Origin of the sequence: Sphingobacterium sp. UBA7625 (assembly GCF_002484085.1) — a bacterium.
Taxonomy (GTDB): Bacteria; Bacteroidota; Bacteroidia; order Sphingobacteriales; family Sphingobacteriaceae; genus Sphingobacterium; species Sphingobacterium athyrii.
The window spans coordinates 98,905-121,009 of sequence record NZ_DLJD01000018.1 but is presented as its reverse complement, the minus strand read 5'-3'; the positions used below and the strand labels follow the sequence as shown (position 1 = coordinate 121,009).

The window sequence follows — 22,105 nt, the reverse complement described above, 5'->3', positions numbered from 1 at the left end:
TGTCGTTTTCCTTAGAAAGACGCTACTCGCAGAACTGATCTCACCCAGTTAATTGGGGCCAAAAAATTGGAATTAAAGACTGCTGTCTATTAATAATCCAGCCAGTTTTTTAAGAGTTGTGCTTTTTCGCGGCTGACGAGGATTTCGACATCTTCGCTATATTTGATTTCTACTTTAAGTTTGCCATTAAAATGATTATGTAATCTCTTTATTGCGTCTATATGCACAATAAATTGTCTATTGGCACGGAAAAAAACTTTAGAATTTAGTTGTTGTTCCAGCTCTTCTAAGGTTTGTGGTACAATTTCGACCGTGCCGCATTTCAATTTGGCATGTGTCAACTTAAACTCTGAATAAAAATACTGAATGTCTTCTACCAGTATTGTTTTATAACCATCCTTGTAGGGTAGGAGAAATCGGGTTCTGAAATCTTTTGGATAAATAAAATCCAATAAGCCCCGGATCGGGTCCTGATTCGTCTGTTGAAGTTTTAGACTGTCTAATTTGATCAGCGCATTTTCTAATTCTTTTTTCTCTACAGGTTTCAGGAGATAATCTATACTGTTGAACTTAAAGGCCCTGACGGCATATTCATCAAATGCAGTCGTAAAGATAATGGGGCAGTCAATTTTTATACTTTCCAGAATCTCGAAACTTAAACCATCAGAAAGACGGATATCCATCATGACCAAATCCGGAGATTCATTGCCTTGAAACCAATTGATACTGTCCGCAATATTATCCAAAACATCCAATATCTGTATGGAGGGTTTTATTTCCCGCAACAGTCGTTTGAGACGATCAGCATTCAGTTTTTCATCTTCAATAATTAAGACATTGGTTATGCTCATGAGTTTTGTTCTATAAGTGGTAGATTTACTTTAAATGTTTTTCCGTTGTTCAATATCTCCGGCTGTAGATTTGACAGAAGATCATATCTTTTAATGATGTTGGAAATACCTATTCCTGAGGATTCCGATACATTTTCTATGGGTATCAAAATATTCTCGACAACAAGCTGATTCTGTGCATTGGTGTATACCTTGATTTTTAACGAACGCTTTTTGTTGGTCTGATTATGTTTTAATGCATTCTCAACCAGGAGCTGTAGCGTGAGCGGTGGTAATTGATAATTGGACTTGGCAGGATCTACGTTAATTTCAAAATGGACACCATCCCCAAATCTATTCTTTATCAAGAAAATATAGGAATCAAGGAAATTGAGCTCTTCTTCCAGCGAAATAACATCTTTTTTTGAATTCACCAATAGATAGCGGTATATTTTGGAGAAATTTTCGGCATATTCATATCCCAGCTGTTGATCTTCTAAAATTATTTCCGACAATACGCTCAGATTATTGAATACAAAATGAGGGTCAATTTGCAGTTTTAGGGACTGAAGCTCGGCCTCTAAAATAACTTGGCCAAGTTTGGCCGCGCGTATAGATTCATTTTTCCAGTTGTTAATCAGATGGATCCCAATATTTATCCCCATAATCATTAAAGCGATCATCACACTGATGGAGATATTTTGTATCGCACCTCTTTTTTCCTCTAAAGATGTTGCAATGGTAACGTTCTGTAGTTCAAAATAATAACGGGAGATGATGTAAACCAGTAATAAATTGATGAGTAGAACGACAATGAGATTGATGACGGTTTCAATAAGCAGTCTTTCAGTTGGATTGTCCTTCCAAGTTAAGACAGCGTCCAAGCGATTATGGACAATAATGCTAAATTCCGAAATGAGGAAACTATAAATAATTGTAAATGTCCATTCGCCCAGTATTTCAAATATATTTCGTTGGAAATAGCCATTCCAGCAGCTGGCGAACGGATCTATAATATAAGCAACAAGGTAGATGAGGAAAAAAGACAGCAGGGTAAATAATAACCTCTTCTTATTTGTACTGATTAAATTTTTTTCATTCTTATAGATCGTCTTCTCCTGCATACGTTTTACGTGTATATTGCCATTAAATCAATACAAATTTCGCAATTCATTTAAGAATTGGATTACAAATTTATTCTGAAGTGTACAAAGAGTAAACTGAAATACCCATTTACCGCAGCTCAATCGTATAGATACAAATCTTGGATTGTCCTCTTCAGTTTAGTTTGATCCATGTATCCAGTTGATAATATAAGGAATTCAATTACGCTTTACAATCGAAATAATGGATGTAGCCTATTATTTTCTTAAATTGGCTCTTATAAATTAATTTTAAGATGGCTGAATTTTATCATTTAAATTGCGTTCGGATTGTTTCATCCGTGAATGATAATGTATGTGGACACTGCCTTTTAATCAAAGAAGGCGAAAGATTGGTTTTAGTGGATACAGGTATTGGTTTAATGGATACGATGTTTCCGATAGAACGAATTGGTAAAGAACTTGTCGAAATGGTCGGCTATCGATTTAATGAAGATCTAACGGCTATCCGTCAGATTGAAAAACTTGGATTTGATCCGTCCGCTGTAACGGATTGTGTGATATCCCATTTGGATAACGATCATATTGGTGGATTGGCTGATTTTCCAAACGCAACAGTTCATCTTGGACAAGAAGAGCATGAAAATTATTTGTCCGGTAATCAACGCTACCTGGTGACACCATTGTTGCATAACCCCGTAATCAGGACGTATGCAAAAAGTGATTTTCAATGGCATGGCCTTGAAGCGAGAAAACTCGCGATTGATCTGAAACTGTCCTTATATCTTGTTCCACTTTTTGGGCATACATTGGGGCATTGTGGTGTTGCGATAGAATCACAGGAAGTAAAGTTGCTCTATGTGGCTGACGCGTATTACATGAGAGTTGAGTTGACAGACGAAACACATCCTGTAAATAGCTTAGCCAAAATGAGAGCGGAAGATAACCGTCAACGACTGGCTTCGATGGATAAAATTCGTGAATTTGTAGCTGATCATTCCGAAATAAAGGTATTTGGTTACCATGATATTGAAGAATTTAGCGAGTTTATGGATTGAAGTAGTCCAAAAAGTTGATAAACGGAAGTGATAAAAAGGATTGACAATATTTGAAATGTTGCCAATCCTTTTGATTAAGGGGTCGCCTTATCTCTACGTCAAATAATACGACCGATTATTTTGGTTCTGTGTGTGTGGTTGGTGTGTGTATAATATCGAAATAAACGGACTTATTGTCATTGTTTGGATAAATCCGGTACGTAAATTCCTCTTTTGTCAATACAGTAATATCAACGATACGTGTGAAAAGCGTTTCTCCAGCAGCGTTTTTAGCAACGATGGTCCGTGTCTTTCCATCCGCTGAAACCGACCAGTCGCCATGCATTTTGGGAGAGTCATCAAGATTGAACATGGTAAAGGTGCCATCAGATTTAAAATAGGCAAAACCTACAAAATTTGAAACGTTTGCATCTGTCAGGACCACATTTTCACCTTTGTTATTTTTGGCATTGGTAGTTTCCCAGGCTGTACTTGCTAATATTTCGCTGGGCGTCAGCTGAGGTTCGGGTGTTACCTCATCATCCTTACTGCAGCTACCAAGTAATAAAGTGCAAATGACCATGTAACATAGCATTGCAATCATTTTTAAGTTTTTCATGTTATTGAATTTATTGTCTCACAAAAATAATTGCATGATTGTGATTGCATTTGTCCCTTTTATTCCAAGGTTTGAAGTATTTATAACTGTGGCAATCGTTATGCATGAAATTGTAATGGATAGGGCGAAGATATCGGAGTCTCAATAGGGGGAGATCAAGTAGGAGTAGGAGTAGGAGTAGGAAAGTCCAAACTTAGCGGAAACGGTAATAGGTCAAAGATGTTGCTACCAAAAATAAGACAGGAGACCCTCGCGGTCCCCTGCCTCCCAGATATGTGATATAAAATTAGAAAAATTGCACTTTCGAAAATTAGTTATTGCTCCAGCCGCCACCTAAGGAGCGATAGAGATCTACTACAGCTGAAAGTTCGGCTTTTTTGACTTGCGCGAGCTCCAGTTCACTCTGCAATATATTGCTTTGCGCGGTGATTACTTCTAGGTAAGTAGCCATACCCGTCTCAAACAGTAGGTTGGCATGTTTTGTAGCCTCTTTCAAACGATTGGTTCGATCCAAAGTAATCTGTTGTTTTTCTTTTAGTTTTTGGATCGAGACCAAAGCATCGGAAACCTCGCCAGCCGCAGCAATGACCTTTTGTTTGAAAATCATCACATTTTTTTCTTGTTCTATACGAGCAAGTTCATATTGTGTTTTCAACTCTCTACGCTGAAAAATAGGCTGTGTAATACTTCCTGTAATAGCACCAAATAGCGAGCCTGGCAAATTAAACCAGTTACTTGCTTTGAATGCATTAACTCCAGCCTCGGCACTAATGACCAAGGACGGATACATTCTCGCTTTGGCGGATTTTTGATAGGCCTGAGAAGCTGTGACAGCAAGTTCAGCCTGTTTCACATCCGGACGGTGGCTTAATAAGTCTGCCGGTATCCCTGTAGCCAAATCTTCGGGAAAACGAACATTGACCAATTGCTCCTGTGTTTTGATTTCCGCAGGGAGTTTACCACTAAGGATTTGGATCGCATTCTCTTGAAGTCGGATCTGCTGCTCGAAATCAGGGATAAGTGCGGCCGCAGATAAACGCTGTGCATCGACTTGTTCTAAGGCGAGCAATGTAATATCACCAACTTCGTATTGTTGCTTAACGATGCGGAGTGTCGTATCGCTCAACTGTAAATTTTGCTGTGCGATATCCCGCAATTGGTAGAGCATCAAAAGTTGATAATAGCCTTGTGCTACCTGGGCAATCAATTGTGTTTGTATGACTTTTTTTGCTTCTTCCGTCTGTAAGTACGATGCTAAAGCAGCGGCGTTCTGGTTTTTGATTTTTCCCCATAGGTCAGCCTCCCAGGACACACCCACTGAAGCCGTATAGTCTTCAACATGGTGCTGTTTTAGAAATTGGCCCAAACTCAATCCGTTCATACTGTTATTGGAGGGGTTGGTGCTGTTTCCCCTGATCTGCAACTGTGCCGAAGGAAGATAATTTGCCTTTGCCTGCCTTAAGCTCAATTGAGATGCCTCGATATTTTTAAGAGCCAATTGCATATCCAGGTTATGTTGGATAGCACTGTCGATCAAACTTTGTAAAACCCGATCTTTAAAAAAGTCGCGCCAGGGAATAGAACCAATATTGTTTTCTTGTGACGCTTTTCCCTGATCACGATATTGCTCGGGCAGATTTGGCACAAGGTTTTTATTGCTGACCAATTTATCTGTTTTACAAGACCACGCTGCAAAAGATAAGATGAAAATAGTCAGTAGCTTTGCTTTTCTATTCATATATTTCGATGTTGTCATTGTTCACTAATTATTTGTGTGTACAGGAATTTCCAAAGCAATGGATTCATTTTCCCGTTGTTTTTCGCCTGGCGTGCCGCTTACTTTCTCCTGTATAAATTGGAAAACAATAAAGAGGATAGGAATAATAAACAGTCCTAATACAACGCCACTGAGCATTCCACCAGCTGCTGCAATACTTATTGAGTGGTTACCCTGTGCAGAGGGGCCTACTGCGCTCATCATAGGAATCATACCTACAATAAAGGCTAGGGAGGTCATGATGATAGGACGCAGACGTAAGCGTGCTGCTTTAAGCGCCGCACTAGGTATTGAGAGTCCCTGTTTCCGACCCTGAATAGCAAATTCGACAATTAAAATGGCATTCTTTGCCAACAAGCCAATCAACATGACCAGAGCTACCTGAACGTAAATATTATTGGCCGTATCGGTGAGACTAATTGCTGCAAAGACCCCGAATATCCCTGTTGGAATAGAGAGTATAACCGCTAATGGGATAATATAACTTTCATATTGTGCTGCAAGCAGGAAGTAAACAAAGATTAAACAAAGAATAAAAATAAGGGTCGACTGACCTCCCGAAACAATTTCTTCCTTGGTCATACCCGAAAATTCATAGGTAAATCCAGTAGGTAAATGTTGCTTCGCCACTTCTTCCACCGCACGGATCGCATCCCCAGAGCTATAGCCGGGTTTTGGGATTGCATTGATTCCGATCGAATTAAATAGATTGTAACGCGAAGCAGTCTCCGGTCCATATACACGTTGCAATTTGACCAACGTGTTGATCGGTACCATGTCACCTAATCTGTTTTTTACAAAGATTCCGTCCATGGAAGTTGGTTCGCTACGATCTTTTGCATCCGCTTGGACCATAACACGATAGTACTTTCCGAATCGATTAAAATCTGACGCCTGCGCACTACCAAAATAAGCTTGCATGGTTTGTAAGATACTTTTGGTACTTACACCAAGTTGTTCGGCTTTGATGTCATCCACTTGTAGCTCGTACTGCGGGTAGTCGGCTTTGAAGGTTGTAAAGGCCATCATGATTTCAGGACGCTTCATGAGTTCTCCTATGAACCCTTGACCTATTGTACTGAATTTACCAAGTTGTCCACCTGTCCGATCTTGAAGAACCATATCGAGACCATCCACGTTACTAAATCCAGGGACTGTAGGGAAGGTAAACACGAAGAAGTTGGCGCCCTTGATACTTGCTAAACGTTGGTTCACATCGGCCATAATAGCGTTGATGTCCTTGATACTGCCACGTTCTTCATGTGGTTTCAGCAAAATAAATGCTACACCTGCTGATGGACTGGTTGATTGCGTTAAAATATTAAAACCAGCCAAAACGTTTAGTGTCTTGGTGAAGTCAGCATGTTGAAGTTGTTTTTCAGCTTCAGCTAATGCTTCCGAAGTCCGATCCAAAGAGGCACCGGCTGGCATAGAAAATGATATAGCGATAAAACCTTGGTCTTCGGAAGGGATAAATCCTGTTGGTGTACGACGAATCATAAAAATTGTCAACAACAAGGTGATACCTAAGCCTGCAAAAGCTACCCATTTGTAACGGACCAGAAAACGTAAGCTGCCTAAATAGTTTTTGGTCAGGCGGTCAAAACCGACATTGAATCCTGTGAAGAAACGTTCTTTGAAATTAAGTTTCTTGGTCTCGTCGTGGTTATGGTGCGTAGGTTTTAAAAATAGGGCACAGAGCGCCGGACTTAATGTCAGTGCATTGATCGCCGAAATCACAATTGCTATGGCCAATGTAAAGGCAAATTGTCGATAGAAAACTCCTGTCGAACCTTCCATAAAACCAATAGGGAGGAAGACCGCAGACATGACCAGGGTAATGGAGATAATGGCTCCCGTAATCTCACTCATGGCAGAGGTCGTTGCTAATTTAGGTGGGAGATTATTATGCTCCATTTTGGCGTGTACGGCCTCGACCACCACGATCGCATCATCCACGACGATACCGATTGCCAGTACAAGCGCAAATAAGGTCAATAGATTGATGGAGAAGCCAAAAAGCTGCATAAAGAAAAATGTTCCCACAATTGCCACTGGTACAGCAATGGCCGGTATCAGTGTTGATCTAAAATCCTGAAGAAATAGGAAAACAACTAAAAAGACCAGAATAAATGCTTCGATCAATGTGTGTTTAACTTGATCAATGGATTGGTCGAGCGCATCTTTAGTGTTGTATAAAACGAGATATTTTACACCTTTTGGAAAGCTTAACGAAGCTTTTTTCATAAACTCCTGTATGGCAATCTGAATTTCATTCGCATTGGATCCCGCTAATTGCATTACACCGATGTTGAGACCAGCTTTTCCATTGATGCGGGTCTTACTGGCATAAGTATAAGATCCTAACTCAACACGAGCTACATCTTTCAGTTTTAATACAGAACCGTCTGTGTTTGAGCGGATAATGATATTTTCATAATCGCTCGGCTGATTAAGTTTACCTTTATACTTAATGACAAATTCAAAAGCTTCACGGCTACTTTCTCCAAATTTTCCGGGAGCGGCTTCTACGTTTTTATCCTGAATAGCTGCCATTACCTCCTCAGGGGTCAGTTTGTAAGCAGCCATTTGGTTTGGATTAAGCCATACGCGCATGGAATAATCTTTACTACCGCCAAAAACCGATGCTTGTCCCACTCCGGGGATACGTTTCAGCTCCGGAATAATATTGATCTGTGCATAGTTGGTAATAAACGTTTGGTCATATTTACCTTCATCCTCAGTATATAGATCCAATACCATGATCAAGCTATTTTGTTGCTTGGCTGTTGTAATTCCGGCCTGAACAACTTCGGCAGGAAGTTGACTGGTGGCCTGTGCAACACGATTCTGCACATTGACAGCAGCCTGATCCGGATCCGTACCAAGTTTAAAATATACGGTAATCATCAATGACCCGTCATTACTGGCGGTAGAGCTCATATAGCTCATGTTTTCGACCCCATTGATAGACTCTTCCAGCGAAGGAGCAACAGCACGAAGTACTGTTTCGGCATTTGCGCCTGGATATAATGCCGTGACCTGTACCGCAGGCGGGGCGATGTCTGGAAACTGCTGTAAGGGCAGCTTTAGGATACCGATTACTCCCAATATCACAAGTAATATGGAAATTACGGTGGCAAGTACAGGCCTTTCTATAAATTTCTTAAGCATAAGTTTGTCGTTATAATATTAATTGATGCTGTCTTTTGATAAAGGTTGTGGTGTAATTTTTTGGCCGTCTTGCAGTAAATCAATACCCTTATAAACAATGCGGTCTCCTGCATTGATTCCTTTACTTACAAGATAGTTTGAACCACTTTTTCCGATGACAGTAATAGGCTGCTGTACAACTTTATTTTCTTTTCCGACAGTATACACAAAGATCTTGTCTTGCATTTCAAGTGTAGCAAGTTGTGGCACCAATAGAGCCTGATCGTATTTCTTTTGTAGTCTGACACGGCCAGTATTTCCATTACGTAATACTCCTTCGGGATTACTGAAAGTCGCGCGTAACGTAATCGCGCCTGTGTTTTTGTCAAACTGACCATCCACCATATCTATTTTTCCTTTTTGATCATAAATAGTCTGATCAGAAAGCACCAAGCTGATCGGGGGAAGGTTGTTTAATTTTTGTTGCAGATTACTACCTTCCGTATTGTTTTTGAAGGCAATAAAATCATTTTCTCCCAATGAGAAATAGACGTGAAGATCTCTGATATTTGACAGTGCAGTTAAAGGTTGCGGATCTGCTGGCCCTACTAAACTTCCTTGTTTCCGTTGCAGCCTTCCGATATATCCATCGGCCGAAGCACGGATCAAGGTATAGCCCACATTGATTTTTGCGGTCTCTACAGCAGATATTGCCAATTGCACATTCGCCTTAGCAGCATTGCGCGCACTGATCGCTGTTTTTAATTGAAAATCAGTCAGGACTTTGGTGTTAACCAACTTTGTTTTCTTTTCAACTTCCAGTTCTGCGTTTTCCAATGCAGCTTTCGCAGCTAATAAGTTGGCCTTAGCTTGATTCAATTGTTCTTGGTATGGGCGGTCATTAATTTTAAAAAGTGCCTGACCTTTACTGACCTTCGCACCCTCATCGACATAGATCTGTTCCAAAATGCCCTCAACCTGAGGTCTGATTTCAATATTGGCAGAAGCTTCGATTGTTGCCGGATATTCCTGATAGACGATCTCGTTGCCATTTTCGATGCTGACAACAGGGAGGCTAACTGGTGGTGGATCATTAGGTTTGCTTGTTCCTGTCGAACAGCTGTACAACAAGATTGCACTAAGCACATATGCAGTCTTTACGATATTAATTCGTTTAACACTGTTAAGTGCAGGAACGTAAATCTTCTTAAGACTTGGTGATACATTTGTTTTCATGTGATATTAAAAATTGAAGTTTTGGTATATTTAACGGTGTTAGATTCTTTAACGTTGTATTTTTTGATGCAAAAAAAATTAGTCAGTAAGCGAACGGGTGATTCCGTAGATCGCATCTTTTAGTACCTCCTGGTTGGTATTATCTCCGTTGCCTTGATTAACTAAATTGATGGATATGAGTCCATGTATAATAGACCAGTACGTGAAATATTTTCTACAGATCAGGTCTTCTGACGGACTTTTATCCTTCATGATCTCACGAATTACGTCACTGATCAATCTGCCATGAGATTCAGCACACTTATAGGTTTTTTCAAACCCACAGCAAGCTGTACCTACCCCAAACATGAGTTGGTATAATTCGCGCTCTTCAAATGCAAAATCCCAATAACTGAACCACATTGCTTCCAATTGTTTCTCCAAGTCGGTTTGAGTTGATTTGGCTTGTCTGACTTTTTTGGCAAGTAAGAGATAACCTTGGTTGGCAAGTTCGTTTAAAATTGCATCTTTGTTTGCAAAATACTCATAAATCATGGGGGCGGTATATTCGATGATATCCGCAATTTTGCGCATACTCAATGCCTGCCATCCCTCTTCTTTTACGATTTGAAGAGCGGCATCGAGAATATTTGTTCTATTCTCATCTTTAAGGCGTTGTATGCGTTCTTTACTACCCATGCTTAATGCATAAATGATTTAACAGTGTTAAGCAAAATTCTAACTTTTTATTTTATTTAATGACATTTGAAAGTCATTAAATAAAAATGCCGCTCAAATGTTCTCAAATAGCCCCTTTTTTGAGCGTATTGTGGGGTATTAGGATCTGTTTTATCCGGCTTCTCTCTTTGTCCGACAATGGAATTGCCTTTTCTAGTATGGTCAGGATGTCTGTGCTTTTCTCTGTTTGTAGTAGGAGATCCAGGAAACCTAAATAGGTACGGATCAGGTCAGTTTTGACACCAAAGAAGATGCGCGGGTCTATGATGTAGATTTCTTGCAGCAATGCGAGCAATGTTTCTTTTCTTTTTTTGTCGTTGTCTGTTTGCCCGTAACCGGGTAGAAAACCTTTCTTTTCCAATTCACTGAGTTTGACAGCTACAGCATTTTCACGAACGTATTTTTTTTGTTTGCGATCCAGAAAATCGCGCAACTCAGCAAGCAGATTACGGTACACAACTTGTTTCTCTTTGCCAGTGAAGAGATTGACGTCCGTTGAAATGCTAATATCTTCTTTTTCAAAAGCGTCAAAAAAATCGGATGTTACATATACAGAGTGATGAAAATCTATCGCATTATTGTTAAAGCTGCTGAGTACTTTGGCAATTTCTCTTTTATCGCTATTGCGCAAATAATAGTAATATCGGTCCCCGATCTGTTGGTTCCAACGAATGTAATTGACCTGAAACGTGTAGGAGGGACCTTCTTCAGGGCTATATAAGGTCCATGACAGTAGATCCGTTTCTTGAATCAGATGATCATAGATTAATATGGCGCCGTTGATTCGTATGGTGTAATCTAAATCGCGGTTAAGGTATAGAAACCAGCCAAATTCCTGCGCCATGAAATCTATAAATTCTTTCGATTCCAAATAGGATGAATTTAGCCCGAAAACGCCCTCTAATCTCACTTGGGTCCCCGTCTTTTGATTTTCTATACGGGTACTTTCGCTAACGTCATATTGTTCTTTGCTGTCCCTATCGATCTGTATGCGGTATGTTTTTAAAACTCCTTCTTCTTTCACAATTGTATTCCAAATCGCTCTTGTCGCAAACAACGAAAAAGAAAACCTGCCTTTTCCTTTCTTTCCTCTTGTATAGGAACTTCGTCTGATGCTATTTTTCTTTACTGAATCCAGAAAATTACCAAATGAATAGGGGAGTGTATCGAAAACGATACCCTCTCCATTATCGTTGATGCCAATACTGTTTATATAACCGAGTTCATTGCTATCAATTACAATATCAACTTCAGTAGCTTTTGCGTCAAAGCCGTTCCATATATATTCAGCAATGACCAATTTTGGATCTTTAGGTAAACCAGCAGATTCTATACTTAGGTTGGTTATCTGTGTGTTTTTTTTCATAATGATAGCAATTCTAGCAAGTAAATTTAATCGGTAAGAACTTCATTTCCCAATTATATGTTGTTTAATTTGTACTGTTCGCGCTATTTTCTTTAATCTTTTATTTTCTGATTTTTTTTATTGAATAACTTAATAGACAGGCGATCCCAAAATAGACGACAAGGTTCAGAAGAAGATATATGCCGTTGAAATATGTTCTGTCCGGTGGTTCTGGGTAACGTTTCCCGCCTAAATAGGTATAAAAGGGAAAGGGAAAACCAAGGACATCATTGCCATCCGAAGGACTTTCGCATTTCGAAAATAGCAGGTTGATCGTCACTGTTAGTATGAAGAAGATGATCCAGGTCGTTCTTGGAAATTTTGGAAACATACGTATGTATTACTTTGTTGATACAAGTAAAAATACGATATCTTATGAATATTTAATGGATGTACTTTTCAAGAGGTTTAGATCTATCTGTTCAAAATTACAGTCAGTTGAGGCAATTTTTTCTTTTTCTTCTTCACATAAAGAACCAATTAATATTGTGAAATTGGTAGTTTTGATTAAGAAATGCTAATGGTATTATACTAAAAATTAGATTATGCTTGTAAAAACATTGAAAAGTCTTTTTTATAGAGATTTGAATAGATTGAAAACAGAAATTGCATCTTATGGACAAGAAGAGAATATCTGGATTGTTGATCATGGTATTGCGAATTCAGCGGGAAATTTATGTTTACATTTAATTGGCAATTTACAAACTTATATTGGAGCGGAGATCGGAAAGACAGGCTATATTAGAAATAGGGAGGCTGAGTTTACCCTGCGGGATATTCCAAGATCAGTACTTTTAGATGGTATAGACAATACCATTAGTGTCGTTGATCTAGCTTTGGATAAGCTTAATCAGGAGGACCTTGCCGCAATATACCCCATATTAGTGTTTGAGGAGAAGACAACAACGGAATATTTGTTGGTGCATTTAACGACACATTTAACCTACCATTTAGGGCAGATCAATTATCATCGTCGTCTGTTGGATCTATAATATTTAACGATGGAATCGGATTTAAAAAAGACATTAAATAAAAATCTTGTTGGCAAAGGGCTCCGAAATACGAGTGTAGACTTGTCTGTTTTAAAATACTATAAGCAATATGCCAAAACTTATGCCGAGATCCATAATGGCATTGTTGTACTAAGTGATTTGACGGCGAATTGGAGCTTTACCTTTATGGGGGCGATAGCTGAACGTCTGCACCTGTCTTCGCCTGATAGAAAATTGGAGATCAATAGTATTTGGGAAGACTTTCTCTTAGCACGCGTACATCCTGAAGATCTGGCTGTCAAACACAGGCTTGAACTGCAGTTTCTTGATATGGTTAAGAACATAGGTCCCAAAGAACGTTTTCAATATCAGGCAAATAGTGTGCTCCGTGTGGTAGGGAAAGATGGGAAGAATATGCTGATGTCACATCAGATCGTCTATTTGGATACCTCCGGCAAAGAGTTTCCCCAGTTGGCATTGTGCTGTTATACCTTATTGCCCGACAGAGAAGACCAACAAGGGAACAATAACTATATCTTTAATCAGGTAAGCGGTGAGGTCTATTTACTCCATAAACAAGATGTCAAGGATGTCATGAGTCAACGTGAGAAGGAGGTATTGAATTGCGTAAGAGGGGGGATGATCAGTAAGGACATTGCTGAAAAGTTAGGTCTGAGTGTCAATACCATTAACCGGCATCGGCAAAATATTTTACAAAAACTGCGGGTTCGAAATCTGCACGAAGCGATCAGTATATACGATAAAATGTATAAGCAAGAAGATGATTCACAATAATAACAAGTCTGTCAAAAGCAACTCTTTTGACAGACCTGATGATACTGATCAATTGGAACTATTTTCTTTTAACCATTTTGTTCGACGCTGGTCGGGAAGATGCTTGATGCTAAAGTGCTCAAAATTAGCCTGGAAGCCATCACCATCTGGTGATGCACCCATCAATCCAACTAATACGGGATGGTTGTCTTGTAACCATGCATTTCTCATCATCGTATATTGCTTATCATCAAAAGAATAAAAGAATTCTACGGCATCAAGTCTCCGGATAGCCTTTATCCATATAAAAGGGATTTCTTTGTCTACCGGTATAATGCTCCAGTCACTGGTCCGATGTGTGACAACAGTACTCAGGTTATACTTTCCATCGACAAATTCTATTCCTGCTTTTATATAATTTTCATGATCTATGCGTAGCATAAGACCTGCTTGATCAAAACGAGTTTTATAGTTAGCCGAAATCTTGACCTTCACTTCAAATTCACCACCGCGCTCTGTATAGAAGAAAGGTGCATCATCCACAGTAAATCCATAATGTGATATTCGCCAGTAGTCACTTTTAGGCGTAACAAACATGGACAGCGCGTTGTTGCTGATTGTCCACTCGGTAGGTTCATTAAACCAGATCATCTTGTCCAATTTCTGTGCTGTGACCTGCATGGTAAAGAAAGGAAGCAACGAGGTCGCAAAAAATGTTTTTATGTTTTTCATGATTTTCTTTTAGCAAAGGGTATATTCTTTTTTCTGACGACAAAGATATCGTTGACATACAGTAATTTTCAATACTGATATATAACCATGATTTGAGCCAAGATCTTTAAATGTAATTTATTTGCAATTTAATTGCATTTAAATCTATTGCTACATAGTTGCAATAGTAAAAAGACTTACCTTCGTTTATCTTTATTGTAATTACCAGATTATTGTTAGCTGAATTCAATAAATGCAAGATATTAAAATAAAAAGTCTAAAGACATGGAGTTTTGGGAACGTAATTTTGTGGAAAAAGGAGAGATGTGGGGCGGAAGTCCTGCTCATTCAGCTCAAATAGCAAAAGATTTCTTTCTGACGAAGAATATAAAAGAAATCTTAATTCCGGGATTTGGTTATGGCCGGAATGGTCATGTATTTCTAGAAAATGGAATAGGTATTACGGGAATAGAGTTGTCCAATACAGCAATTCGACTCGCGCGAAAACGTTTCGGATCTCAAACGATTATTTATCATGGGTCGGTTGTTGATATGCCTTTTGATACCAAAAAATACGGTGGAATATTTTGCCATGGGTTAATTTACCTACTCGCCGCTGACGAGCGGATCAAATTTATACATGACTGTTATGAACAATTATCCGACAATGGTTATATGATCTTTACGGCAGTATCAAAACAGGCAAGTATCTATGGACAGGGAACGGCCATAGGCGAAGACCGTTTTGAAATGTTTGGAGGAGTTAATATGTTCTTTTATGACTTGGAATCTATTCAAACAACATTTGAAAAATATGGATTAATTGAAGTCAGGGAAGTGGAAGAGAATTATCCCTTTTATTTTATTACTTGTAAAAAGTAAAACAAACGAAAACAATCCTTGATGAAATTATCCTGATTTATTCAGATGAATGGGTGGGCTAGGGAAATAAACATCAAACTTACGAACTAGCCTAATAAATCTGGTTGTATCATTAATATTTAAAATCAAATTTATAAAGATGGAAAACGATAAAAATTTTGACGCAATTATTATTGGCGGAAGTTATGCAGGGCTCTCAGCAGCCATGGCTTTGGGGCGTTCGTTACGTCAGGTATTGATTATAGATAGCGGTTTGCCGTGTAATAGGCAAACACCACATTCACATAATTTCATAACGCATGACGGCGAAAAACCATCGGTAATAACACAAAAGGCTAAGGAGCAGGTTTTAAGTTACCCAACAGTACGTTTCCTGCAAGGGCTCGCTATAAATGGAAAGAAAAACAATGATGGCTTTGAAATAAGCACAGCAGATGGCGAAGCTTTTAACGCGAAAAAAATAATTTTTGCAACTGGAATAGAAGATGTCATGCCCGACATTCAAGGTTTTTCAGCTTGTTGGGGTATTTCAGTTATCCATTGTCCATATTGTCATGGATATGAATTCAGCGGTAAGAAAACTGCAATTATGGCCAATGGAGAAAGAGCTTTACATTTGGCTTCTCTGGTCAATAACCTCTCAACAGATCTGACAATATTGACCTCGGGAAAAGCTAATTTTGAAGCTGAACAGGCTGCGAAATTGGAAAAGCATGGCATAGCTGTTATTGAAGAAGAGATTGTCAAAATACAACATAAGAATGGATGGCTGGAAAAAGTAGTTTTCGGGGATAACAGCACAAGGGCATTTGATGCGTTGTATGCAGCAACTCCTTTTAAGCAACACTCAGCTATTCCTGTCGAATTAGGCTGTGATCTAACAGAACAGGGGCATATTGTTGTCGACAATTTTCAAAAAACTTCGGTTAAGGGAGTTTTTGCTTGTGGCGATAATGCCAGTATGATGCGGTCTGTTTCCAATGCAGTCGCCGCAGGTAATCTAGCCGGAGCTATGGTCAATAAAGAATTGGTTGAAGAAAGCTTCTGATAAGATTTCTGCAGATAGCAGCTACAATCAATCTACTTCAGTTTTAATCGGGAAGCAAACTGAGATGGAAGCTTCCTGATTAAAAACGCTTTTGTCAGCCTATGTTACTTAGTCAAAATCGGCCGATTATTTTACCTGTTGAATCCCTGCAGTTCTAGTTGCAGTCTCTCTACCCCAAAGTGCAATGGATTCCAATAGAGGGATCAGCGTCTTTCCAAATTCTGTAAGCTCATAATCTACCCTTAAGGGAGCTTTATCGGTATGTACTGTGCGCTTAACCAAACCGTCAGCTTCTAATTCCTTCAGCTGTAGGCTCAATGTACGCTCTGTAATCAATGCACATTCTTTTCTCAGCTCATTATAACGTTTTTTTTCAATTAAATGGATAAGGATGACTGCCTTCCACTTGCCGCCTATATATTTCATTGTCAGGCTTGTACTGCAGGGGTATTGTTTGTTGTCTATCAAATACATCTGTTACTATCAAATTTGACCGTTATTGCAAATATATAACACTATATTTAGTTTTGTAACTATAAAAAATATAGTTAATTTAAAATTGTATGTTATGGCATTTTTAGAAACAGCAAAAGAACGTTATACAACAAAGAAGTATAATTCGACGGAAAGAATCTCAGCGGACAAGATCGCTGAACTAAAAGAAATACTTCGGTTGAGTCCTTCTTCCATCAATAGCCAGCCTTGGAGGTTTTTCTTTATTTCAGATGGGGAGACAAAAACGAAACTGGCTGAAGCATCTTATTGGAATGCGGAAAAAATTAATGAGGCGAGTCATCTGGTAGTCTTTAGTGCCCTTCATGATGTGGAACGATTTGAAGAGCAGATCAACGGTACACTACCCGAAGGTTCGATAAATTACTACCATCGTTTTTTGAAATCACAGGGAGAGCAGCATGTGCAATCCTGGATGAAACAGCAAGTGTATCTTTCTTTAGGATTTTTTCTCGCAGCATTTGCCGCGAGTCATATTGATGCTACTCCGATGGAAGGTATTGAAAATGATCGTTATGATCATATATTAGGACTTGAACAATATCATACTTTATTTGCTGTTGCTATTGGTTATCGAAATGCGGAGGACTCAAATCAGCCTAGCATAACAGCCAAGTCGCGTTTGAATATGGAGGATATTATTCGAGCAATATAACTTGTTTGATCGTGATAGGGATGCCCAAAAAGTGCAGTAGCACCAAAAGTTGAACGGATTAAAGCGGATTAATGGAAATAGATCTTTTGCAGAAGAGCTCGGTATTCTACCGGGCTCTTTCCGTCCGCGCTAATTCAATGTTATTGTACTAGCGAAATATTGCATATTTGAAATCCGGAAATATTAAACAGAGGGATATCTATAGACTAATTCACAATTAGGCTTTATACCTTGCATGTTCGCTTTGACTTTGGATAAATCATAGTTTTTTGCAAAAAAAAAATAATAATATGGCTCAAAACGTGTTGCTAGAGAGGATGTTGGGATGATTTTTGTTGTGTACGTAAATTATGAGGCAGGAATTGGCAGACAAGATAGCAATGTATAGTAAACGATACGGACTGTTTATGCATCCGGACTATATTAGTTTCGCGCGTGATACCACGAGGTTGTTGCTCCGCAATGAATGCCTACGTATAGGAGATATAAAAATTTATCAGGACTATGTCGCCTCCCACTATCCAGAAGATCTCCCTTGGGAGATGAAACAATATCAAGAAGCAGCCAAGGCACTGATAAGAATGGATAAGGTAGCTGCCATTGCCTGGGTCTCTGCGCATCAGATTAATCTTTTCGAGTCAGATATTTTTATTGATGATGAAGACGCAATTTTACGCCCTATCCAATTCAAGAACGATGATATGCTGCGCTACAACTTTAATACGTTGGAAGAGTTGATTTATAATCATCAGATACCTGAAGATCTATTCCGCAAAAATCAGGCTTATTTTTGGATAGATGCGCGTATTGATTTGCGATAACTTTTTGTTTTTTTTAAATTTTAATTCTGAGATACCTTGTGCGTAGTGAATTTGGTTATAATGGGTGCAAGTGAAATTGATAACGCTGATTTGTTTGAGTATCCGGGCCTTTTTTGAAAACTAACAATTATTTTGAATCTTCCAGTATCTTTCTTACGTAGTCCACCCATTCTGGATTTTGTATAGTTTGGTCAATATAATAATCTGGTTGTATCCCTTTATTGTCTATAGCCATATTGGGGATTCGGTAACTTTTGCTGAGTGCATAGCCTAATCTATATTCTTTACAAGGTGACTCTACAAAATACATATTCGATATATCCAGTACACCTGAAGTTGTTGTACCAAAGAGCTTTACTTTTTTACTTTGCTTAGCCTCAAGTAAAAATTGCTCCGCAGTACTTCCATTTCCACCATTAATGATGATAGCCACCTGCCTGGGATAGGGGAGTGTTGAATAGCCGGAATCAATACGGACCAATTTTCGGTCTGGCCTAAGATTGACAAATTCCCCCAAATGGTTATTTAAACTATCATATGCAGCCCTGTAGAAAGGGATTTCCATGGGATCAATACCATATTCTTTATAGTTTTTGCAAAAATCCAACATCCGTTGGTTGTTTAATTTTGTGGAGTAAAATGTTACTCCAATGGTACGAATGGGGTTTGTATATAGAAATGGGATAATTTCAGCATAGCTGCCGTCACTGCCACCACCGTTATTTCGGATATCAATAATTAAGTTCTCTATTTTTTCCAACTGCGGTCTATGGATGGAATAAGGCTATCAATCGTTTGTTTTTGCCTACCGTTAAAGCTAGGGATACGCAACAGAATTGTTTTTGCATTAATCTTTTGGAGATAAGGTTTACCTGTTGAATATGATTTTACAAAATCAGCCTCTAAAGGAGTGTTTTCTACTATTGGATATATTTTTGTATATAAATAATTGCCCAGTTGAAACATATTTTTGCCAATAGGTAGCGTAGACGATATTTTTTCCGGAGTTTTATCTCTAAGATAATAGATACCTTCTGATAATTCATTGTTTAGGGTGAATTTAACGTCACCTAACATCCAATTATCTGCGGTAGAGCTGACTATAATCCCCTTATACCCCTCAGGATACTTTTTGATAGCTACTTTGTAGGGAGGAGAATCCCATATCCCTTCTAGATTTTGTTCTTTTTTTATAGTAAGGTAATTCCTGAACTCGTCTTCCGATATGCTCACAGTAGGATGATCGTTCTTAGTGATAAAACCAGCATCAGAAACTAATGAATCAACATCTTTTCCGTCGATTCGGTTTATTGACAAATGCCCTTTGCGGATAAACTGTAGCCATTCTGACAAGAGCTTTGTGCAATCTAAGTTTGATTTAATTCCCGCTAATTTCTGCTCAATTTTCGCGTTATGCGCCTGATATGCATCCTGTCCTTTCTGATCTAAAGCATATTGAAAACCAGCATCATTTTCCTCAATAATTTTTTTGACCCATTTAAGATTTTCAGCACAATTGCAATTTTGCGCTTGTAGATTGCAGCTGAAAATTAAAATAAAAGCAAATGGCAGAATAAGCTTAAACATATTATTATAGTTTTAAATAACAGTGGAATTACAATTATTTAGCCAAATTCATAGTTTCTTTGTTATGAATTAGATACGTTTTTTATAAATTTTTGAAATGTCCGATGACGGGCATAACTGTTCATTTTCGAACAGTAAATGTAAAATTTTTCCAAGGTACCAGGTAAAATGATACCCAGTGTCGAAACTAAGAGTGATTGTAAATCGCGATGAAATCACTTGGACTTTATTCGTAATTTCTAATGTTCAGATAAGGGCTGAATAACCAAATAGTTTGGACGAATAGGCAATATAAGCCACAAAAAAGTCCTTCGTNNACGAAGGACTTTTTTGTGGCTTGCATTAGATACGTTACAGCTGTTTTATTTTTATATTTCTAAAGGATACACCTCTTGACCAGTCCTGAAGGGCAAGCTTTCCACTCGTATGTTTACCGAATTCTGGAAAATCTTTGAAGGTACTGTGTTTCACCATGTCTTTCCACTTTTGTGAATTGAAATCCATTTCTGCTGTAACTGCACCATTCAGATAGAATGTGATTTTACCATCTTTCTGTACAATGCTCGATTGGTTCCAATCATCTTTTGCTTTGGTATTGACAAAATTTTGCTGCGGTAAAAACATGTAGAGACAACCCGCGCGTTTCAACGGTTTATCAAAGTCGGGATGTGAGTCAGCAAGTAACTGATATTCTGGTCCTGAATGATAAGTTGCATTGATGTCAGGCCGCTCTTGTACGTTGACAAAAACACCACTATTGCCTTCTTTTTCAAGTTTCCATTCAAATTTAAACTCGTAATTTTTATAATCGCTGTTGGAAATAAGGTCATATTTTTGACTTTCGTTGTTTGGATCACAGTAGATTGTGCCGTTTCTTACCAGCCAAGCGGTCGGTGCTTTTTTTTCATTGTTGTACGTATGCCAATTGTTCAATGTTGTACCATCGAATAAAAGTTGCCAGCCCTCTTTTTGTTCTTTCTCAGTTAAGGTGTTTGGGGCATTCGCCTCATTTTTACACGAATAGAATAGGCAGCCGATAAAGACAGCAACAACAATTTTTTTGAATAGGTTTAAGTTTATCATTGTTTAAAGTTTGTCGTATATGAAAGTGTTCTTAGGAATTTGATTTACTAAAATAATTTTTAATGTTTACTTTCTTTTATAAATGCAGACACTTATGTGAATTTGTTACATGAAATGCCCATGTGGTTTCTATTTTTCAGCAGAAATAATCAACATCATGGGCCTTCTCAACTCATCTTTCATTGTTGGGAAATTCTCTAGCATTTCTCTACTCGGTTCAGGCTCCACACAAGCGTTTATTTTAAATCCTCTTTTTAGGATACTGCCAAGGTAAGACGTAACAGTTCTGTGGTATTTCAGGACAGCATTTCCCAAAAACGTTGTCTCTCTGGAACCTATTAAAAAGTAATTGTCTACCGGCCAATGGAGTTTCTCTCCGTCATTCTTGTACATCCAGTCCTGTTTGCCCTGTGCAGTAAAAATTGGGTGTTCGACCGAGAATAAAAATTGTCCTTCGGGTTTTAGCCAGTTATAAATATTTTGGCAGCATGTTTCAAAGTCGTTTACATAATGAAAAGCCAAAGAACTTATAACAAGATTAAACTGCTCCGGTTTGAAAGTTAGCGACTCAATTGCATCACGTTGATATTCAATGCTGTCCAGGTTATTGATCTGTCGGGCCTTTTCCAGCATTTTTTCAGATAGATCCACACCTATAACAGATTTTGCGCCATTTTCAATCACATATCGACAGTGCCATCCATATCCGCAGCCTAAATCGAGAACAGTCTTGTCCTTGAGATCTGTGAAAAGTTTCTGAAATTCATGCCATTCGCCAGCTCCTTGTAAGCCCTTCTGTGAGCGATACATTTTGCTATATTCTTCAAAGAATTTAGGGTTGTCGTAGTTATTTTCCTGCATCTATTTTATATCAGCTTACTAGTTAGCCTTTATGGTCCAATTTACATATTATTGCTGTTTTTTAATCTAATTTTAACAGCTAATTCTACACATCAATTCTCATTTTGATAAAATAAGCCTATCATTTTGATAAGGTCTTATCAGTTTAATTTTTACTATTTTATTTTCAATATACTGTTTTTTAGTTGTTTATGTATTCTTTGGAAACTATGGAATACCGTTTGGCCTATAGGGACAAAGCATATAAAATGGAAATGATTAAAAAAATAACAGAATCGTCAAAGAGCCCACCCACCTTGGA

22 protein-coding genes are annotated in these 22,105 nt (G+C 38.4%); 7 read left to right on the top strand and 15 right to left on the bottom strand.

Annotated elements, in window-relative coordinates; all coding sequences use genetic code 11:
* Positions 1 to 89: 89 nt before the first annotated feature.
* Positions 90 to 851 carry a LytR/AlgR family response regulator transcription factor gene (locus B4G94_RS06875; protein ID WP_108632163.1) on the bottom strand — a complete coding sequence of 254 codons (762 nt, stop codon included), beginning with the start codon at positions 849 to 851 and terminating at the stop codon, positions 90 to 92.
* The gene (locus B4G94_RS06870; RefSeq protein WP_108632162.1) at positions 848 to 1,954 is read right to left on the bottom strand and encodes a sensor histidine kinase; all 1,107 of its coding nucleotides are present in this window, start codon (positions 1,952 to 1,954) and stop codon (positions 848 to 850) included. Before B4G94_RS06870 ends, B4G94_RS06875 begins: the two co-directional genes overlap by 4 nt.
* A gap of 275 nt (positions 1,955 to 2,229) precedes the next feature.
* Between B4G94_RS06870 and B4G94_RS06865 the strand changes: the two genes are divergently transcribed.
* Positions 2,230 to 2,991: an MBL fold metallo-hydrolase gene (locus B4G94_RS06865; protein WP_286857923.1), complete on the top strand. Its 762-nt coding sequence runs from the start codon at positions 2,230 to 2,232 to the stop codon at positions 2,989 to 2,991.
* Between the two features lie 115 nt (positions 2,992 to 3,106).
* On the opposite strand, the gene B4G94_RS06860 is transcribed toward B4G94_RS06865, so the two are convergent.
* The 7 genes from B4G94_RS06860 to B4G94_RS06830 all read right to left on the bottom strand — a co-directional run bounded on the left by B4G94_RS06860 (position 3,107) and on the right by B4G94_RS06830 (position 12,208).
* Complete coding sequence (locus B4G94_RS06860) at positions 3,107 to 3,589, bottom strand: DUF4822 domain-containing protein (protein WP_108632160.1); 483 nt, start codon at positions 3,587 to 3,589, stop codon at positions 3,107 to 3,109.
* Between the two features lie 310 nt (positions 3,590 to 3,899).
* The gene (locus tag B4G94_RS06855) at positions 3,900 to 5,327 is read right to left on the bottom strand and encodes an efflux transporter outer membrane subunit (RefSeq protein ID WP_286857920.1); all 1,428 of its coding nucleotides are present in this window, start codon (positions 5,325 to 5,327) and stop codon (positions 3,900 to 3,902) included.
* A gap of 24 nt (positions 5,328 to 5,351) precedes the next feature.
* A complete protein-coding gene (locus B4G94_RS06850) occupies positions 5,352 to 8,540 on the bottom strand; it encodes an efflux RND transporter permease subunit (RefSeq protein ID WP_286857919.1) in 3,189 nt (1,062 codons plus the stop codon).
* An 18-nt stretch (positions 8,541 to 8,558) separates the two neighbouring features.
* Positions 8,559 to 9,755 (bottom strand): efflux RND transporter periplasmic adaptor subunit, encoded by a 1,197-nt coding sequence (locus B4G94_RS06845; RefSeq protein WP_286857917.1) that lies wholly within the window; start codon positions 9,753 to 9,755, stop codon positions 8,559 to 8,561.
* 78 nt (positions 9,756 to 9,833) lie between these two features.
* Positions 9,834 to 10,433 carry a TetR/AcrR family transcriptional regulator gene (locus tag B4G94_RS06840; protein WP_108632157.1) on the bottom strand — a complete coding sequence of 200 codons (600 nt, stop codon included), beginning with the start codon at positions 10,431 to 10,433 and terminating at the stop codon, positions 9,834 to 9,836.
* A gap of 103 nt (positions 10,434 to 10,536) precedes the next feature.
* Positions 10,537 to 11,838, bottom strand: coding sequence for an ATP-binding protein (locus tag B4G94_RS06835; RefSeq protein ID WP_286857915.1), 1,302 nt, complete (start codon positions 11,836 to 11,838; stop codon positions 10,537 to 10,539).
* A gap of 100 nt (positions 11,839 to 11,938) precedes the next feature.
* Positions 11,939 to 12,208, bottom strand: coding sequence for a hypothetical protein (locus B4G94_RS06830; RefSeq protein WP_286857914.1), 270 nt, complete (start codon positions 12,206 to 12,208; stop codon positions 11,939 to 11,941).
* 214 nt (positions 12,209 to 12,422) lie between these two features.
* On the opposite strand from B4G94_RS06830, the gene B4G94_RS06825 reads away from it, so the two are divergent.
* Complete coding sequence (locus tag B4G94_RS06825; RefSeq protein WP_108632154.1) at positions 12,423 to 12,869, top strand: DUF1572 family protein; 447 nt, start codon at positions 12,423 to 12,425, stop codon at positions 12,867 to 12,869.
* Between the two features lie 9 nt (positions 12,870 to 12,878).
* Complete coding sequence (locus B4G94_RS06820) at positions 12,879 to 13,664, top strand: response regulator transcription factor (RefSeq protein ID WP_286857912.1); 786 nt, start codon at positions 12,879 to 12,881, stop codon at positions 13,662 to 13,664.
* Between the two features lie 48 nt (positions 13,665 to 13,712).
* On the opposite strand, the gene B4G94_RS06815 is transcribed toward B4G94_RS06820, so the two are convergent.
* Positions 13,713 to 14,375: a DUF1349 domain-containing protein gene (locus tag B4G94_RS06815; protein WP_181390435.1), complete on the bottom strand. Its 663-nt coding sequence runs from the start codon at positions 14,373 to 14,375 to the stop codon at positions 13,713 to 13,715.
* A gap of 264 nt (positions 14,376 to 14,639) precedes the next feature.
* Here B4G94_RS06815 and B4G94_RS06810 point away from each other — a divergent pair, with 264 nt between their 5' ends.
* On the top strand, positions 14,640 to 15,236 hold the full coding sequence (locus B4G94_RS06810) for a class I SAM-dependent methyltransferase (protein ID WP_286857909.1): 597 nt from the start codon (positions 14,640 to 14,642) through the stop codon (positions 15,234 to 15,236).
* A gap of 139 nt (positions 15,237 to 15,375) precedes the next feature.
* A complete protein-coding gene (locus tag B4G94_RS06805; RefSeq protein ID WP_286857907.1) occupies positions 15,376 to 16,284 on the top strand; it encodes an NAD(P)/FAD-dependent oxidoreductase in 909 nt (302 codons plus the stop codon).
* Between the two features lie 126 nt (positions 16,285 to 16,410).
* On the opposite strand, the gene B4G94_RS06800 is transcribed toward B4G94_RS06805, so the two are convergent.
* On the bottom strand, positions 16,411 to 16,710 hold the full coding sequence (locus B4G94_RS06800; protein WP_286857905.1) for a winged helix-turn-helix transcriptional regulator: 300 nt from the start codon (positions 16,708 to 16,710) through the stop codon (positions 16,411 to 16,413).
* Positions 16,711 to 16,852: 142 nt separating this feature from the next.
* Between B4G94_RS06800 and B4G94_RS06795 the strand changes: the two genes are divergently transcribed.
* Together B4G94_RS06795 and B4G94_RS06790 are read left to right on the top strand one after the other, a co-directional pair.
* Positions 16,853 to 17,452, top strand: coding sequence for a nitroreductase family protein (locus B4G94_RS06795; protein WP_286857903.1), 600 nt, complete (start codon positions 16,853 to 16,855; stop codon positions 17,450 to 17,452).
* 350 nt (positions 17,453 to 17,802) lie between these two features.
* Positions 17,803 to 18,273 (top strand): hypothetical protein, encoded by a 471-nt coding sequence (locus B4G94_RS06790; RefSeq protein ID WP_108632149.1) that lies wholly within the window; start codon positions 17,803 to 17,805, stop codon positions 18,271 to 18,273.
* A gap of 127 nt (positions 18,274 to 18,400) precedes the next feature.
* Here the strand turns inward: B4G94_RS06790 and B4G94_RS06785 are convergent, their stop codons facing one another.
* From B4G94_RS06785 to B4G94_RS06770, 4 genes are all read right to left on the bottom strand, one after another.
* Positions 18,401 to 19,033 carry a S41 family peptidase gene (locus tag B4G94_RS06785; RefSeq protein ID WP_286857902.1) on the bottom strand — a complete coding sequence of 211 codons (633 nt, stop codon included), beginning with the start codon at positions 19,031 to 19,033 and terminating at the stop codon, positions 18,401 to 18,403.
* A complete protein-coding gene (locus B4G94_RS06780; protein ID WP_286857900.1) occupies positions 19,021 to 19,860 on the bottom strand; it encodes a hypothetical protein in 840 nt (279 codons plus the stop codon). Before B4G94_RS06780 ends, B4G94_RS06785 begins: the two co-directional genes overlap by 13 nt.
* A 351-nt stretch (positions 19,861 to 20,211) precedes the next feature.
* Positions 20,212 to 20,943: a 3-keto-disaccharide hydrolase gene (locus tag B4G94_RS06775; RefSeq protein ID WP_108632147.1), complete on the bottom strand. Its 732-nt coding sequence runs from the start codon at positions 20,941 to 20,943 to the stop codon at positions 20,212 to 20,214.
* Positions 20,944 to 21,072: 129 nt separating this feature from the next.
* Positions 21,073 to 21,804 (bottom strand): class I SAM-dependent methyltransferase, encoded by a 732-nt coding sequence (locus B4G94_RS06770; protein WP_286857899.1) that lies wholly within the window; start codon positions 21,802 to 21,804, stop codon positions 21,073 to 21,075.
* Positions 21,805 to 22,105 lie beyond the last annotated feature (301 nt).